The 15,524-nt window shown below is 59.1% G+C and carries 13 protein-coding genes and 1 riboswitch; of the genes, 10 read left to right on the top strand and 3 right to left on the bottom strand.

The features are described from left to right. Window positions 1-140 precede the first annotated feature (140 nt). The 6 genes from RWV98_RS04575 to RWV98_RS04550 all read left to right on the top strand — a co-directional run bounded on the left by RWV98_RS04575 (window position 141) and on the right by RWV98_RS04550 (window position 7,319). Window positions 141-2,135 (top strand): fructose-1,6-bisphosphatase, encoded by a 1,995-nt coding sequence (locus tag RWV98_RS04575; RefSeq protein ID WP_317864073.1) that lies wholly within the window; start codon window positions 141-143, stop codon window positions 2,133-2,135. A 48-nt stretch (window positions 2,136-2,183) separates the two neighbouring features. After that, window positions 2,184-2,840, top strand: a complete 657-nt coding sequence (locus RWV98_RS04570) for a response regulator transcription factor (protein ID WP_280961275.1) — start codon at window positions 2,184-2,186, stop codon at window positions 2,838-2,840. Between the two features lie 4 nt (window positions 2,841-2,844). Further along, on the top strand, window positions 2,845-4,251 hold the full coding sequence (locus tag RWV98_RS04565; RefSeq protein ID WP_280961274.1) for a sensor histidine kinase: 1,407 nt from the start codon (window positions 2,845-2,847) through the stop codon (window positions 4,249-4,251). Continuing rightward, window positions 4,248-5,048 (top strand): hypothetical protein, encoded by an 801-nt coding sequence (locus RWV98_RS04560; RefSeq protein ID WP_317864070.1) that lies wholly within the window; start codon window positions 4,248-4,250, stop codon window positions 5,046-5,048. The genes RWV98_RS04565 and RWV98_RS04560 overlap by 4 nt, the downstream gene beginning before the upstream one ends. 92 nt (window positions 5,049-5,140) lie before the next feature. Continuing rightward, complete coding sequence (locus RWV98_RS04555) at window positions 5,141-5,869, top strand: M15 family metallopeptidase (RefSeq protein WP_317864068.1); 729 nt, start codon at window positions 5,141-5,143, stop codon at window positions 5,867-5,869. A 127-nt stretch (window positions 5,870-5,996) separates the two neighbouring features. Further along, complete coding sequence (locus RWV98_RS04550; RefSeq protein ID WP_317864066.1) at window positions 5,997-7,319, top strand: sensor histidine kinase; 1,323 nt, start codon at window positions 5,997-5,999, stop codon at window positions 7,317-7,319. Between the two features lie 51 nt (window positions 7,320-7,370). On the opposite strand, the gene RWV98_RS04545 is transcribed toward RWV98_RS04550, so the two are convergent. Both RWV98_RS04545 and RWV98_RS04540 read right to left on the bottom strand, forming a co-directional pair. After that, complete coding sequence (locus RWV98_RS04545) at window positions 7,371-7,610, bottom strand: hypothetical protein (RefSeq protein ID WP_317864064.1); 240 nt, start codon at window positions 7,608-7,610, stop codon at window positions 7,371-7,373. Further along, window positions 7,611-8,867, bottom strand: coding sequence for a DNA polymerase Y family protein (locus RWV98_RS04540; protein ID WP_317864062.1), 1,257 nt, complete (start codon window positions 8,865-8,867; stop codon window positions 7,611-7,613). 186 nt (window positions 8,868-9,053) lie between these two features. On the opposite strand from RWV98_RS04540, the gene RWV98_RS04535 reads away from it, so the two are divergent. The 4 genes from RWV98_RS04535 to RWV98_RS04520 all read left to right on the top strand — a co-directional run bounded on the left by RWV98_RS04535 (window position 9,054) and on the right by RWV98_RS04520 (window position 14,551). Then, window positions 9,054-9,662 carry a MarR family winged helix-turn-helix transcriptional regulator gene (locus RWV98_RS04535; RefSeq protein WP_280961268.1) on the top strand — a complete coding sequence of 203 codons (609 nt, stop codon included), beginning with the start codon at window positions 9,054-9,056 and terminating at the stop codon, window positions 9,660-9,662. Beyond that, a complete protein-coding gene (locus RWV98_RS04530) occupies window positions 9,565-11,244 on the top strand; it encodes an ABC transporter ATP-binding protein (RefSeq protein WP_280961296.1) in 1,680 nt (559 codons plus the stop codon). The genes RWV98_RS04535 and RWV98_RS04530 overlap by 98 nt, the downstream gene beginning before the upstream one ends. Beyond that, window positions 11,244-13,163 (top strand): ABC transporter ATP-binding protein, encoded by a 1,920-nt coding sequence (locus tag RWV98_RS04525; RefSeq protein WP_442872099.1) that lies wholly within the window; start codon window positions 11,244-11,246, stop codon window positions 13,161-13,163. The genes RWV98_RS04530 and RWV98_RS04525 overlap by 1 nt, the downstream gene beginning before the upstream one ends. A 78-nt stretch (window positions 13,164-13,241) precedes the next feature. Further along, window positions 13,242-13,317, top strand: a riboswitch (Fluoride riboswitch). 49 nt (window positions 13,318-13,366) lie between these two features. Further along, window positions 13,367-14,551: a cation:proton antiporter gene (locus RWV98_RS04520; protein ID WP_280961267.1), complete on the top strand. Its 1,185-nt coding sequence runs from the start codon at window positions 13,367-13,369 to the stop codon at window positions 14,549-14,551. Window positions 14,552-14,960: 409 nt separating this feature from the next. On the opposite strand, the gene RWV98_RS04515 is transcribed toward RWV98_RS04520, so the two are convergent. Continuing rightward, a complete protein-coding gene (locus tag RWV98_RS04515; protein WP_317864060.1) occupies window positions 14,961-15,278 on the bottom strand; it encodes a helix-turn-helix domain-containing protein in 318 nt (105 codons plus the stop codon). Between the last annotated feature and the right edge of the window lie 246 nt (window positions 15,279-15,524).

The following is a 15,524-nucleotide window of genomic DNA, read 5'->3' as shown; positions in this document are numbered from 1 at the left end:
AAGGGCATTATACCGCTTTGTACCGTTCCCCGCAAGCGGCGCCCTCCCCTTTCTCAAAATTTTACCGAAAAGCCTTTGTGCTTTGCATGCAAATATGTCATACTATGGAGGAAGGACAACGCAAAGGAGGAACCCATCCTATGACGATACAATCAGACGACCGGCGCGATTATTTGCGCCTGCTCGCAAGGCAATATCCGAACGTACAGGCCGCCAGCAGCGAAATCATCCATTTGCAGGCGATCTTGCACCTGCCCAAGGGCACCGAGCACTTTATGAGCGACCTGCACGGCGAAGCCGAGGCCTTTGTACATATCCTAAATAACGCTTCGGGCGCGGTGCGCGAAAAGGTAGAGATCGTGCTGCGGGACAGCCTGCCCGCGGATGAACGCGCCCAACTGGCGACGCTGATCTACTACCCGGAGGAAAAGCTGGAAGAACTGGTGCAGGCCGCGCCTGACGCCGCCGAATGGTACCGCATCACGCTGGGCCGGCTGCTCGAGATCTGCCGCCTGTGCGCATCCAAATACACGCGCTCCAAGGTGCGCCGCGCCATGCCGCCCGAAACGCGCGATATCATCAACGAGCTGCTCAACAAGGGCAACGATATTTTCAATAAGCGCGAATATTTTGAAAGCGTGATCTCGACCATCATCGACATCGATCAGGCCGAATATTTCATCATCTCGATGTGCAACCTCATTAAACGGCTGGTCGTCGACCATCTGCATATCGTGGGCGATATCTTTGACCGCGGACCACGCGCCGATATCATCATGGACCTTTTGATGGACCACCATTCGGTCGATATCCAGTGGGGCAACCACGATGTGCTGTGGATGGGCGCGGCGACCGGCAGCCGCACCTGCATCGCCACGGTTTTAAGCAATTCCATCACCTACAACAACCTTGAAATGATCGAAACGGGCTACGGCATCAGCCTGCGCCCGCTCGCGCTGTTTGCAAACGAGGTGTATAAGTGCAGCGCCGAGCAATCCTGTTTCCAAACCAAGCAGGTGGACGACGAATCCGCCACCGCCAAGGACTTGACCATGGCCGCCCGGATGCACAAGGCGATCGCGGTAATCCAGTTCAAGCTGGAAGGGCAAACCATCCTGCGCTGCCCGGCTTTCCGCATGGAGGACCGGCTGCTGCTGGACAAGATCGATTTTGCGCGCGGCACCGTGCGCATCGGCGACGACGAATATCCCCTGCGCGATACGAACTTCCCCACCATCGATCCCGCCGACCCCTACCGGCTTTCGCCGGAAGAGCACGAACTGATGGCGCAGCTGAAAAACGCCTTTCTGCGCTCGGAAAAGCTGCAGCGCCACATCCGCTTCCTGTATTCCAAGGGCGGTCTGTATAAATGCTTTAACGGCAACCTGCTGTACCACGGCTGCATCCCGATGACGGAGGACGGCCAGTTCATGCAGTTTACCTTTGATAACAAGACCTATTCGGGCAAGGCCCTGCTCGATTACGCGGAGACCGTCGCGCGGCAGGGCTATTACGCCCGCGAAGGCACGGCGGAACGGCAGTTCGGCAAGGACTTTTTGTGGTTCCTTTGGTGCGGCCGGCACTCGCCGCTGTTCGGGCGCGACCATATCGCGACCTTTGAACGCCGCCTGATCGCGGACCAAACCACCTGGGCCGAGCCGAAAAACCCCTATTATTCCTATTATAATGAGGACGAGGTCTGCGTGCGCATCCTCGCGGAATTTGGGCTGGAGGGCGAGCACTGCCACATCGTCAACGGCCACGTACCGGTCAAGACAAAGGACGGCGAAAGCCCGATCAAAGCGGACGGCCGCCTGATCGTGATCGACGGCGGCTTCTGCCGCGCCTACCAGCCGACCACCGGCATCGCGGGCTACACGCTCGTGTACGATTCGTGGGGCATCCACCTGACCGCGCACGAGCCGTTTTCCGGCAAGCGGGACGCGATACGCAATAACAAGGATATTCTTTCGACCTCCATGGCGTTCGACCGCTCGGAAGCCCGCATCCTGATCGGCGAGACCGACATCGGCCTGCGGCTGAAGCGCATGATCGGCGACCTGAAGGATCTGCTTGCCGCCTACCGCCGCGGCGAGATCAAGGAGGACAACGGCGCGCCCGTTCCGCCCCAATGATGCAAAAATGATGGAGAAACGCGGTATTCTTGACGAGAGGTGATCCATATGAACAACACCATATTGATCGTCGAGGACGAAGCGCCGATCTCCAACCTGATCCGGCAGACGCTGACGGACGCCGGCTACCGCTGCACCTGTGCGTTTGACGGGCTGTCCGCCGCCGATCTGCTTGAAAAAAATCCGTTTGATCTGGTGCTGCTCGACATCATGCTGCCGGGCGCCAACGGCTACGAGCTGTTTGAATATATCCGCCCGCTCGGCATACCCGTTATTTTTCTGACCGCCCGCGCCGATGTGCAGGACCGTGTGAGCGGCCTGCGGCTGGGCGCGGAGGACTACATTGTAAAGCCGTTCGAGTTGATGGAGCTGCTCGCGCGCGTGGAGACCGTGCTGCGGCGCTATGGCAAAAACGAACAGCGCATCGTGTTTTACGACGTGGAAATCGACACGCTTTCCCGCATGGTGCATAAAAACGGCGAGCCTATACCGCTGACCGCCAAGGAATACGAGCTGCTGCTTTTGTTTGTGCAGAATAAAAATATCGCCCTGTACCGCGACCGCATCTATGAAAAGGTGTGGGGCGAGGAATACCTCGGCGACAGCCGCACAGTCGACCTGCACATTCAGCGCATGCGCAAAAAATGCGGGCTGGAGGATCGCCTAAAGGCTGTTTACAAGATCGGCTACCGCTTGGAGGGGTGATCGCTTGCGCTTTTTCTGGAAGATCTTTTGCAGCACAGTGGTCATCACGGCGTTGTCGATCAGTCTGGGCGGCTTTTGGCTGATCGATTCGCAGTTCCGCACCTCGCTCAAACGCGAGATCACCGCCGCTTACGAGGAAAACGACGTTTTATGGTACGCGATCGACCGCGAGCTACAAAACGGCTACGCGACCGACCGCGAATCGCTCGCGCTGGTCGCGCAGTCGGTGCGCATCGAGACCGGGCGCGGCACGATCCCCTTTCGCCTGACCGAGCCGAACGGCGACGCGCTCTTCACCGGCGACGGCGCGGCGGGCGATGTGGACATGCTCGCATCGCTCGGCGCAGAACAGCGCGGGTACGAGCTGATGCAGCTCGGCGAGCGGACCTATGTGCACGCCGCCAGCCCGCTGACCCTGTCCGACGGCATGGTTTTTCTGGAAAACTTTCGCGAGATTACCGATCTGTTCGACACGCGCGACGACCAGTACCACCGCTTTTTTTATTTGATGCTGGCGCTGATCGCGGCCGTGGGGCTGGTCACCTTCGCGGTGTCCAGCCTGCTCACGCGGCCGCTGCGGCGGCTCTCGGTCGCGGTGCGTCACGTCGCGGGCGGCGCGTTCAACCAGCGCGTGCCCGTCACCAGCCGGGACGAGCTGGGCAAGCTTTCGGCCGATTTCAACGCGATGGCCGAGCGGCTGGAAGCCATGGTGGACGAATTAAAGGACGCGGCCCGGCGGCAGGAGGATTTCGTTGGCAGCTTCGCGCACGAGACCAAAACCCCGCTGACCTCCATCATCGGCTATGCCGATCTGCTGCGTTCGCGCCCTTCCTCGCCCGAGCAGGTCGCGGAATCCGCGGGCTATATTTTTACCGAAGGCAAGCGGCTGGAAGCGCTTTCCCGCAAGCTGATGGACCTGATTGTGCTGGACAAGCAGGTTTTCCCCCTGCGCTCCGTGCCCGCGCGCGTGCTGTTTGAACGGGTTGAGCTTGGGCTGCGGCCGGTTTTTGCGAATGCGAACATCGCGTTTGCCGTGCGCTGCGAGGACGCGGTCTTACAGGTGGAGCCCGATCTGATGCACACCGTTCTGCTCAACCTGATGGACAACGCCCGCAAGGCGATGGACGGCGGCGGCGCGGTGCTGCTGGAGGGCGTGAGCCAGCCGGACGGCGGCTACCGCATTTCCATCTACGACAACGGCAAGGGCATTCCCCCCGAGGAGCTGGAGCGTATCACGGAAGCGTTTTACATGGTGGATAAATCGCGCGCCCGCGCGCAAGGCGGCGCGGGACTGGGCCTTGCGATCTGCCAGCGGATCGTGGCGCTGCACGGCGCCAGACTCACCTTCCGCAGCATTCCGGGACAGGGCACCCGTGTAACCATTTTTCTGAAAGGGGGCGGCGACGCATGAGTAAACGAGCCTTTCCGCTGCTGCCCCTGCTCTCCCTCGCGGTCGTGCTGACGGCGGCCATCCTGCCCGCGTTCGCCTCGCGCGTGCAGGACCGCGGCCTGTTCGGCGTGACCCACACCGAGCCGCTGCGCGAGGAGGCCGGCGCGCAGCCGACCGCCCCGCCGCAGCGCATCGATCTGGTGCGCCGGGGCAGGACGCAGGATGACAGCGGCCTCATCTTCGTGGTGCAGCAGCCGCCCGAAAAGGAGCAGCAAACCGCCTTGACCGACGCGCGCGCCGCCCTGCAAACACTGGTGGATTACGGCGTGCTGCCCGCCGACTTCCCCGCCGCGAGCTGCGAATACCAATACAACCCCGTCAGCCGCTTGCTGTACCGCGACCGAACCACGGGGGAAAGCGTCAGCGTTTACGTCATGCTGCTCTCCTGCACCGGCGGCAGCGTCGAGCTGACCATGGATGTGGAGACGGGAGCGGTGTACGCCCTTTCCTCTTACCGCCCGCCGGACGATCCGGATATGGATGAACGCACGATGGAAAAAATGCTGCTTGATTCCGCCGCTATGGCGGAGGGCTTTGCCAAGCAGCTCGGCGTTTCCCTCACGCTCGACCCGGTAGGCGCCGCGTACGGCTACGAGGACTATCTGGTGGAGGGGGCTTCCTCCCGCTATTTCTTCCACGGCACGACCTACGCGATCGACATTGTGTTGAGCGACCCGCCGGCATTCTCGCTCGCCGCGGACAGCATGCGCAGCACCTCGCGTTTCGGCGACGACGCCGTTTCTATCAACCATAACTAAAAGATGCCACTTTGATGCAAAAACGCGCGAAGTACGATACAGTCCTTTCGTATACTGTGGAAAACGCACAGAAAACGAAAGGACTGTTTTTTATGAAAGCTCCTGCCCATATCTCCCGAAAACGCCGCCGCACGGCGCCGCTTGTGCTATGCCTGCTGCTCCTTGCCGCGCTGGCCGGATTCCTCTGCGGGCGCACGCCGCGCTCGATCCTGCCGGGCGTTGTCAATACAGGCAACGAGACCGTGATCCAGCCGGAGGACGCTTGGCAGCTCACGCTTGTAAACGCCAAAAACCCGATCGAGGGCAATCCCCAGATCGAGCTGACCGAGCTGCGTAACGGACAAGCCATCGACTCGCGCGTTTACCCCGCGCTGCAACGTATGATGGACGACGCGCGCGCGGCGGGTCTGCGCCCGCTGATCTGCTCCTCCTACCGCACGAACGAAAAGCAGACCGAGCTGTTTCAAAACAAGGTGGCAAGCTACTTAAATCAAGGCTATTCCGTGGAAGAAGCCACGCGGCTGGCCGCCGGTTGGGTCGCCGCCCCCGGCACCAGCGAGCACCAGCTCGGCCTTGCGGTCGACATCGTGGCCGAATCCTATCAGCTGCTCGACGAGCAGCAGGAGCAGACCGCCGAGCAGCAATGGCTGATCGAAAACTGCGCGGCCTACGGCTTTATCCTGCGCTATCCGACCGATAAAAGCGATGTGACCGGCGTCGGCTACGAGCCGTGGCACTACCGCTATGTCGGAGAGACCGCCGCGAACGAAATCATGTCGCAGGGGGTCTGTTTGGAGGAATACCTCGGCGCGACCGCCTGATCCGACCCATTTCTTGCTTTTTCTACCGATTCAATATATAATAAAATATTATTATATAGGGGGGATACCTCATGAATCGGGAAATGCAAAACAGCTTTGCGGAAAAGCATGAAAGAGGCAGCGTGTTATGACGGCTTCCGCACTGGCCGCCTTTATTCCCGACAGGGCAATCGAGTGTTTGTTGGAAAATCTCTCCACTTCACTTTCCTATATCCTTTTTTTTGCCGGTATGCTGCTGCTGCAAAGGGAATGGAGACCGGGTCGGAAATGCATGTGGCTGCTGCTTCTCGCGATGCTGTTCGTTCTGCAGCCCATTATCTATTTCGGCCACTATCTGGCCATTATCAAACAGCTATGCTCCATTCCCAGCGTGTTAATTATGATATTTTGCTGCCGTCCGCGCACACCGATATTTTGGCTTTCGCTGTGTACGATGTGTCTTGTGGTCAGTCTTTGCGGCATTTTGTCCAGCATGCTTTTTATGCTGTTGCCCGTTGCGTCCCGGCTACTGTTTAAGCTGCCGCTCACCATGCTATCCATTTTGGCGGTGTATTTTTTCCTCCAGCCCGCCATCCGGCAGCTGGAGCAAACCGTGGAAAAGGGGTGGGGGTATTTGTGCGCCATTCCAATCGGTATACAGTTGTTTTTGCTTTCCAGCTCGCTGGCACTTGATGATTATGTGCGCGGCGGCGCCCGCTTTCCTTTATTGCTCGCAATCGCTCTTATTGCGATTACGGGCACCGTTTACGGTATTCTGACTTATTTTTTCCGCTCGATCTATCTGCGCCAGCAGCAAACGCACGATAACGACGTGCTGCGCACGCAGATGGCCGCGGTTGTGCGCCGGGCAGATGAAATCACCCGGCAGGACGAGGCCGAGCGCGTTTTCCGCCACGATCTGCGGCATCACGTCAACGCGCTTTCCACATGCATCGACGCGGGCGCGTACGAGGAAGCCCGCGCGCTGCTGCAGCGCACGCAGCAGACGTTAAACGGGTTGGAGCAAACCCGCCAAACCATCACCCGCTACACCGGCCGCCCGATTCTGGACGCGGTGCTCTCCTCCTACGGGGACGCGTTTGGCCGGTGCGGCGCACAGTACAGAGTAAGGCTGGCGCTTCCGGATGTGCTGGAACCCGACCTTGCCGAGCTTTCCACCGTGCTTTCCAACGCGCTGGAAAACGCGCTGCACGCTTGTCTGGCGCTGCCAAAGGGCCGCGAACGCGCGGTAAAGGTTCTGGGCGAACCGCATGGCGCGCAATTTTTGCTCACTGTATCCAACACCTGCCCGGACGGCGTATCGCTCGACCCCTCCACCGCCCTGCCCCGCGCCACACGCCCCGGACACGGCTACGGCACCCGCAGCATCGCCATCTTCGCCGCCCGCTGGGGCGGCGTGCTCGACTATCAGGTGGCGGACGGCTGGTTCCATATGCATTTGCTGATATAAAAACGAGACCGAAAGCAGCGGTACCGCTGCTTTCGGTCTCGTTTTTATCGCTCACCCATGCGCTTCGACGCACCAGCGGTCCTGCTCCAAAAACAGAAAGCTTTGCGTTTGTCCGATGCGGACGGTATAGCGCGTGCCCGCGCCGCCGGCTTTGAGCGAAACAGCCGGGCGCACATCGAGCACGCGGTCGATCGGGAACCGGCGGCCGTCCTCCCACTTGACCACGCGCGGCGTGATGCGCCCGTCCCGGCTCCACGCGGCGAGCACATCCACATATACCTTGCGTACCACTTATGTCGCCTCCCTTCCGAAAAAGCCGACCGGATGAATGATATGATCCTTCTTCGCGTCGATCTGGGCGATATCGGGATCGGCCAGCACGCTCGCGCGCTGCACGCAGGCGTTGCCGAAGCGGCGGCGCAGCCAGTCGAGCGTTTGGTCGAGCGCTTCCAAGCGCTCGCGGCCCGCTTCGTCGCGGTACAGATCGAGCTGTACCGGCTGGTTCGCGGGCAAAAGCTGTATGACCCGCACGGTGAGCGAGCGAATGGGCCGCCGCCAATCCCAGCTATCTCGAAACAGGCCGAGCGCGGCCGCCATCAGTTCCTCCGTGATATCGGTCGGCTGCGGCAGGCGGCACTGCCGTTCAAAGCTCCACAGCTCGCAGTCCCGAATGCCGATTGCCACGCCGCCCGCGCACAGGCCCTGCTCGCGCAGCCGCATGGCCACCGCTTCGATCAGGGTGAACAGCAGGGCCTTGGCGTCCTCGTCACAGCGCAGATCGTGCGGGGCGGTGCAGCCGTTGCCGATCGATTTGACCGGCGGCACCGCCCCCGCCCGCGCCACCGGCGTCAGGTCCAGCCCGCAGGCAAAGCCCCACAAAACGTCGGCCATTTTGCCGAGCTTTGGGCGCAGCAGGCGCGGGTCGGCCTGCGCCAGCTCGCCGATGGTTTGGATGCTGTGATTTTTCAGCTTGCGCTTGGTCGCGGGGCCGATCCACAATAGATCGTCCACCGGCAGCGGCCATACCAGCTCCTTATAGTTCTGCCGGGAAAATACCGTGACCGCGTCCGGCTTTTTGTAATCGCTGCCCAGCTTGGCGAATATCTTGTTCCACGATACGCCGATGGATACGGTAAGCCCCAGCTCGCTCTTGACGCGGCCGCTGATCTCTTGCGCGATCTGTTCCCCGCTGCCCCGAACCGCGGCGCTGTCCGTCACGTCGAGCCAGCTTTCGTCGATGCCGAAGGGCTCGATCTGGTCGGTATAGTCCGCGTAGATGCGCTGGGCCAATTCGGAAAACCGCAGGTAGGAAGCAAAATCCGGCGGCAGCGTGATAAGCTCCGGGCACTTTTCCCGCGCCTGCCAAATGGCTTCGCCGGTTTTCACGCCCCGCGCGCGGGCTTCCGGCGTGCGCGTCAGGATGATGCCGTGGCGCAGCTCGATATTGCCCGCCACGGCGACAGGCTTGCCGCGCAGCTCCGGGTGGTGCAGGCATTCTACCGCCGCATAAAAATGGTTCAAGTCGGAATGCAGGATTACGCGCGCCATAAACGCCGCCTCTCTTTCCTTTGGTCTGTACAGCAATTATAGAACATTTGTTCGATTAATTCAAGCGGTTTTATTTGTAAAGTGATCGACCTTTTTTGTTTGGTGAACTTTCTGTGAACCCTGTTGACATTAACGCAAAACGGCGTATAATATGTTAGCATACTAACAGTAAGGGGGCTAACAATCGTGAAACAACGGATCGGCGCTGAGCTGGGCATGCTGAACAATCTGATCAAGCGCCAGATGGCGTGCATGATGGCCGGATCGGATATCGACTGCATCACCGGCATGCAATCGATGGTGCTGCACTATCTGATCCAGTCCGAGGGACAGGGCGACCGCTTCCAGAAGGATATCGAAACGCAATTTGCCATGCGCCGCTCGACAGCGACCGGCATTTTACAGCTCATGGAGCAGCATGGGCTGGTGCGGCGCGAGCAATCCGCGCACGACGCGCGCTTAAAACGTCTGGTTTTGACGGATAAGGCGCGGGCGCTGAATCAAGAGATCCATCAGGGCTTGGAAGCGACCGAGGCGCTCATGCAGCGCGGCGTGACACAGGAAGAGCTGGAAATTTGGTTTGCCGTATGTGAAAAAATACGGGTAAATCTGGAACAATACCAACGCGAGGCTTCGGAGGAGACAAAATATGATCAAACAACTGGCAAAATGCGTGCGCGAGTTCAAGAAGGACGCGCTGCTCACCCCGTTTTTCGTCATACTCGAGGTCGTGATGGAGGTGGTCATACCGACGGTGATGGCGCTCCTGATCGACCGCGGCATAGACGCGGGTAATTTAAATGAAATTTGGAAATACGGGCTGATCCTGATCGCGTGCGCCATGCTCGCGCTGGTGTTCGGCGCGCTCGCGGGCACCTATGCCGCGCGCGGCTCGGCCGGCTTTGCGCGCAACCTGCGGCACGATATGTATTACGCCGTGCAGGATTTTTCGTTTTCCAACATCGACCGCTTTTCGACCTCGTCGATCGTCACCCGTTTGACGACCGACGTGACCAACGTGCAAAACTCCTTTCAGATGATCACGCGCATCGCGGTGCGCTGCCCGATCATGCTGATCTTTTCGCTGATCATGGCGTTTCGCATCAACAGCGAGGTCGCTTGGGTGTTCCTTGCCGTGCTGCCGATTCTGGCGATCGGTCTGGGCATTCTGATGAAGATCGTCAGCCCGGTGTTCACCCGCGTATTCCAGACCTACGACCGCATGAACACCGTGGTGCAGGAAAACCTAACCGGTATCCGCGTGGTCAAAAGCTACGTGCGCGAGGAGTATGAGACCGAAAAATTCAAAGGCGTATCCGGCCTTTTGTACCGCGAATTTTCCAAGGCGCAAAAGACCATGGCCTGCGCCATGCCGCTGATGCAGTTTTGCATGTACGCCTGCATCCTGTTAATCTCGTGGTTCGGCGCGCGCCTGATCGTCGGCGGCAGCATGACGACCGGCGAGCTGACCAGCCTGTTCTCCTACATCATGCAGATTTTGATGAGCCTGATGATGGTGGCGATGGTGTTCGTCATGATCACGATGAGCCGCGCTTCGGCAAAGCGTATCAGCGAGGTGCTTTCCGAAAAGTCCGACCTGCACGACCCGGAAAAGCCGGTGACCGAGGTAAAGACCGGCGACATCTCCTTCGAGCATGTCAGCTTCAGCTACAAGGGCGACCACAGCAAGTTCGCCCTGCGCGACGTGAGCCTTGATATCAAGGCCGGGCAGACCATCGGCATCCTTGGCGGCACGGGCGCCGCCAAATCGACGCTGGTGCAGCTCATCCCCCGTCTGTACGATGTGACCGAGGGCTCGGTCAAGGTCGGCGGCGTCGATGTGCGCGCGTATCATCTGGATACCCTGCGCAGCGAGGTCGCGATGGTGCTGCAAAAGAATGTGCTGTTTTCCGGCACGATCAAGGAAAACCTGCGCTGGGGCAATGAAAACGCCACGGACGAAGAGCTGCGGCGCGTGTGCCGGCTCGCGCAGGCCGACGATTTCATCTCCCAGATGCCGGACGGCTACGACACCCATATCGAGCAGGGCGGCTCCAACGTATCGGGCGGCCAGAAGCAGCGCCTTTGCATCGCCCGCGCGCTGCTGAAAAAGCCCAAGATCCTCATTCTGGACGATTCGACCTCGGCGGTCGATACCAAGACCGACGCGCTGATCCGCCGCGCCTTTGCCGAGGAGATACCAGATACCACGAAGATCATCATCGCGCAGCGCGTTTCCTCGGTGCAGGACGCGGACCAGATCATAATTATGGATAACGGCCATATCGACGCGGTGGGCACGCACGACAGCCTGCTCGCATCCAACCAGATCTATCAGGAAGTATACCGCCAGCAGCAGAAGGGAGGCGAGGAATAATGCCGGGACCGATGATGGGAGGCGGCCGCCGCGGCCGCATGGGCGGCGGCAAAAAGGCCAAAAGCCCGAAAAAGACGCTTTCGCGTCTGCTCGCCTATATTAAAAGAGGTTACAGCGCAAAATTCTTCGTCGTTTTGATCTGCATCGTGCTGTCCGCGCTGGCAAACGTGGGCGGTTCCATGTTTCTGCGCGTGCTGATCGACGACTATATCACCCCGCTGCTCGCGCAGGCGAACCCGGTGTTTAGCGGGCTGCTCCGGGCGCTCGGCATGATGGCGGGCGTGTATCTCGTCGGCATTTTGTCAACCTTCCTTTACAACCGGCTGATGGTCTCGATCTCGCAGGGCGTTTTAAAGACCGTGCGCGACCAAATGTTTGCCCACATGCAATCGCTGCCCATCCGCTACTTTGATACCAACACCCACGGCGATGTGATGAGCCACTACACCAACGATACCGATACGCTGCAGCAGATGCTCTCGCAGTCGGTGCCGCAGATGTTCTCCTCGGCCATCACAATCATAGCCGTGCTCGCCGCCATGCTGATCACCAACGTGTGGCTGACGCTGTTCGTCATTCTCGGCGTGTTCGTCATGCTGCGCGTGACCGGCAAGATCGGCGGCAACTCCGCGAAGTTCTTCCTCGAGCAGCAGAAATCCCTCGGCAAGGTCAACGGCTATATCGAGGAAATGATCGGCGGGCAAAAGGTCGTCAAGGTATTTTGCCGCGAGGAAAAGTGCAAGGAGCAGTTTGACGAGATCAATGAAGAGCTGCGCCTAAACGCTACGAGCGCCAACACCTTCGCCAACATCCTGATGCCGATCATGATGAACATCGGCAACCTTTTGTACGTGCTGGTCGCGGTGGTCGGCGGCACGCTGGCGCTCGCGGGCGTTGGCGGCGGCATCACGCTGGGCGTGATCGCCTCCTTCCTGCAACTGACCAAGACGTTCACCCAACCGGTCAGCCAAATTTCGCAGCAGGTCAACTCCATCGTCATGGCGCTGGCGGGCGCGGAACGCATTTTCGATCTGATGGACGAGGAATCCGAGGTGGACGACGGCTACGTCACGCTGGTCAACGCCCGCATCAACGCGGACGGCAGCCTGTACGAAACGCCGGAAAAGACCAATGTTTGGGCTTGGAAGCACCCGCATGATGACGGCACGGTCACCTACGAGCGCGTGCAGGGCGACGTACGCTTTTTCGACGTGGATTTCGGCTATACCCCGGATAAGATCGTCTTGCACGATATTTCGCTGTTCGCCGAACCGGGCCAAAAGGTGGCCTTTGTCGGCGCGACCGGCGCGGGCAAAACCACGATTACCAACCTGATCAACCGCTTTTACGATTTGGCGGACGGTAAGATCCGGTACGACGGCATCAACATCAATAAGATCAAAAAGGCCGATTTGCGGCGCTCGCTCGGCATCGTTTTGCAGGATACCAACCTGTTCACCGGCACGATCCGCGACAACATCCGCTACGGCAACCTCGACGCCAACGATCAAGAGATCGAGGCGGCGGCCCAGCTTGCGGGCGCGGACGACTTTATCCGCCGCCTGCCCGAGGGGTACGATACCGAGATCGGCGGCGACGGCGGCAGCCTGTCGCAGGGCCAGCGCCAGCTGCTATCGATCGCCCGCGCGGCGGTGGCCGATCCCCCGGTTATGATTCTGGACGAAGCGACGAGCAGCATTGACACCCGCACCGAGTCCATCGTCCAGCGCGGCATGGACGGCCTGATGTATGGCCGCACGGTGTTTGTGATCGCGCATAGACTTAGTACCGTGCAGAACGCGGACGTCATTATGGTGCTGGAGCTTGGCCGCATCATCGAGCGCGGCAACCACGATCAACTGATCGCCGAGCACGGCAAGTACTACCAGCTGTACACCGGCGCGTTCGAGCTGGAATAACAAAACGCTGTACACCGGCGCGTTCGAGCTGGAATAACAAAACGCGGATTGACATTTTGCCGCGCTTCCGGTATAATCAGTAAAACAGGGAATGAAGTTCTCCCTTGTGGGTGACCACTAAACCGCTTAAAAAGCTGATGACTTCTGCAAGCGATTGCAGAGTTATCAGCTTTTTTGTTATGTTAAGGAGGTAAAGGAAGGATATGTTAACCAGTATTGCGCTGATTTTTCTAGTTGGGATGAGCCTTGGGTGGCTCTTCAGCAGGCTGCGGCTGCCCAGCCTGCTTGGCATGCTGATCACGGGCATTATACTCGGACCCTATGTGCTGAACCTGCTGGACGGTTCTATTTTAGGCATTTCGGCCGATCTGCGGCAGGTGGCGCTGATCATCATTTTAACGCGGGCCGGGCTGTCGCTCGACCTGAACGATCTGAAAAAGGTGGGGCGGCCCGCCGTACTGATGTGTTTTGTCCCCGCCTGCTTTGAAATGGTGGGCATGGTGACGATCGCACCCCGGCTGCTGGGCATTTCCGTATTGGACGCGGCCATTATGGGCGCGGTGGTTGCGGCGGTATCCCCCGCGGTGATCGTGCCTAAAATGTTGAAGCTGATGGAGGGCGGCTACGGTACCGGGCGCAGCATTCCGCAAATGATCCTTGCCGGGGCTTCGGTGGACGATGTGTTCGTCATCGTCATGTTCGCCGCCTTTACCGGGCTGGCGCAGGGCGGGACGATTTCGCCCGTCACCTTTGTGCAGATACCCATTTCGATCGTTACGGGCATCGTGGGCGGCCTTGCGCTTGGGCTGGCATTCGCGGCATTCTACCGGCGCGTCCATGTGCGGGATTCCACCAAGGTGGTGGTGCTGCTCAGCATTTCGTTTTTGCTGGTGGCGCTGGAAAACGCGCTGAAGGGTACGGTCCCCTTTTCCGGCCTGCTCGCGGTTATGAGCTGCGGCATCGCGGTGAACCGCCGCCGCCCCGAGGTCGCGGGGCGGCTCTCGGCCAAGTACTCCAAGCTTTGGGTAGCCGCCGAGGTGCTTTTATTCGTGCTGGTCGGCGCCACGGTCGATATCCAGTACGCCGCCTCCGCCGGGCTGGCGGCGGTTCTTGTGATCTTCGGCGCGCTGGTGTTCCGCATGATCGGCGTTTTTGTATGCTTGCTGAAAACCCCGCTGTCCATGAAGGAACGCCTGTTCTGCATGATCGCCTACACGCCCAAGGCGACCGTGCAGGCGGCCATTGGCTCGCTTCCGCTGACGATGGGGCTTGCTTGCGGCCAGATCGTGCTGACGGTGGCCGTGCTCGCCATTTTGATCACCGCCCCGCTCGGCGCGTTTGGCGTGGATATGACCTACCGCCGGCTGCTGTCCGAGGAGGCTCGCTAACGCTCACAATTTTATGCGCAGCGGTAGCCGCGGAGAGACGTTGCGGCGCCCGCCGCGGGGGCAAGAGGGAGCGGACACCTTGCGGTTTCCTCTCCCTCTTGACTTCCACTCTTTCCCTATTTTCTGGCTGGGGCGGCGCGTGCCGCCCCTTTGTTTTTGCATACCGTTTGGTGGTGCCTTACCGAGTGCCTAGGGATTCAGTGGACAGGTGCCTTCGCTCGGCCGGACCGGCCTGCTTTGCGCGCCCACATATCCCGGCGCTCCGTTTGATTGGTGGTTCGCTGCGCTCACAATTTAATGCGCGGCAGTAGCCGCGTGCGGCGGCGTGAGTCACGCCGCCCTACGCCAGCCAAGCGTCCCCGCTTGTAGGGCGGAGTGACCTCACTCCGCCGATTCTCGGTATGCTAAACTACATTTGCTCCAATGCGCTGCGCACCATAGCGGTGACAATTTGAATTTGAATAGGCGTTGCGCTCTGCCATAGATCTGAAAGTACGCCAAAATCGCTTAGTTCGTTTTCTATCAGCACATCGGTAAGCAAGTAGGTTGGCGATACTTTAAGTTCGTCGCATAAGCTGATAAATACCGGCAGACTGGGCGTCTTTCGCTCTGCTTCGATTTGGCGAAGATAAGTCGCATTGATGTGACATAATTCCGCTAATTGTTCGCCGGTCAGTCCACGGCTGATTCGTGCTTTTTTCAAGCGTTGCCCCATCAATAGCTTCATGTTTTATCCCTCTTTTAAGTATATTGTATCTTCATTGTATCACTAAAATAGTGGTGCAACGGCTTTATGGTTATACTGTATAGCCATAAAATCATGCAACATCATTTCCGTCCTATAGCCAAATGTTTACAACTTCGTCTATGCTATAGTTTAAGTGATAATTGTGTTGGTATAAACCCAGTATTTCTATTATCATTTTAGGCAGCAATAACCGGATGATAAAAAAGTTCAGTCAAGCGGGTTGCG

The sequence above is a fragment of the Agathobaculum sp. NTUH-O15-33 genome (genome assembly GCF_033193315.1).
GTDB lineage: Bacteria > Bacillota > Clostridia > Oscillospirales > Butyricicoccaceae > Agathobaculum > Agathobaculum faecihominis_A.
This window is presented reverse-complemented; position numbering and strand designations above follow the sequence as displayed.

Coding starts and splice junctions, on each gene's coding strand:
- RWV98_RS04575 (WP_317864073.1), top strand. CDS start 141: ATGACGATACAATCAGACGACCGGCGCGATTATTTGCGCCTGCTCGCA.
- RWV98_RS04570 (WP_280961275.1), top strand. CDS start 2,184: ATGAACAACACCATATTGATCGTCGAGGACGAAGCGCCGATCTCCAAC.
- RWV98_RS04560 (WP_317864070.1), top strand. CDS start 4,248: ATGAGTAAACGAGCCTTTCCGCTGCTGCCCCTGCTCTCCCTCGCGGTC.
- RWV98_RS04555 (WP_317864068.1), top strand. CDS start 5,141: ATGAAAGCTCCTGCCCATATCTCCCGAAAACGCCGCCGCACGGCGCCG.
- RWV98_RS04550 (WP_317864066.1), top strand. CDS start 5,997: ATGACGGCTTCCGCACTGGCCGCCTTTATTCCCGACAGGGCAATCGAG.
- RWV98_RS04540 (WP_317864062.1), bottom strand. CDS start 8,867: ATGGCGCGCGTAATCCTGCATTCCGACTTGAACCATTTTTATGCGGCG.
- RWV98_RS04525 (WP_442872099.1), top strand. CDS start 11,244: ATGCCGGGACCGATGATGGGAGGCGGCCGCCGCGGCCGCATGGGCGGC.
- RWV98_RS04520 (WP_280961267.1), top strand. CDS start 13,367: ATGTTAACCAGTATTGCGCTGATTTTTCTAGTTGGGATGAGCCTTGGG.
- RWV98_RS04515 (WP_317864060.1), bottom strand. CDS start 15,278: ATGAAGCTATTGATGGGGCAACGCTTGAAAAAAGCACGAATCAGCCGT.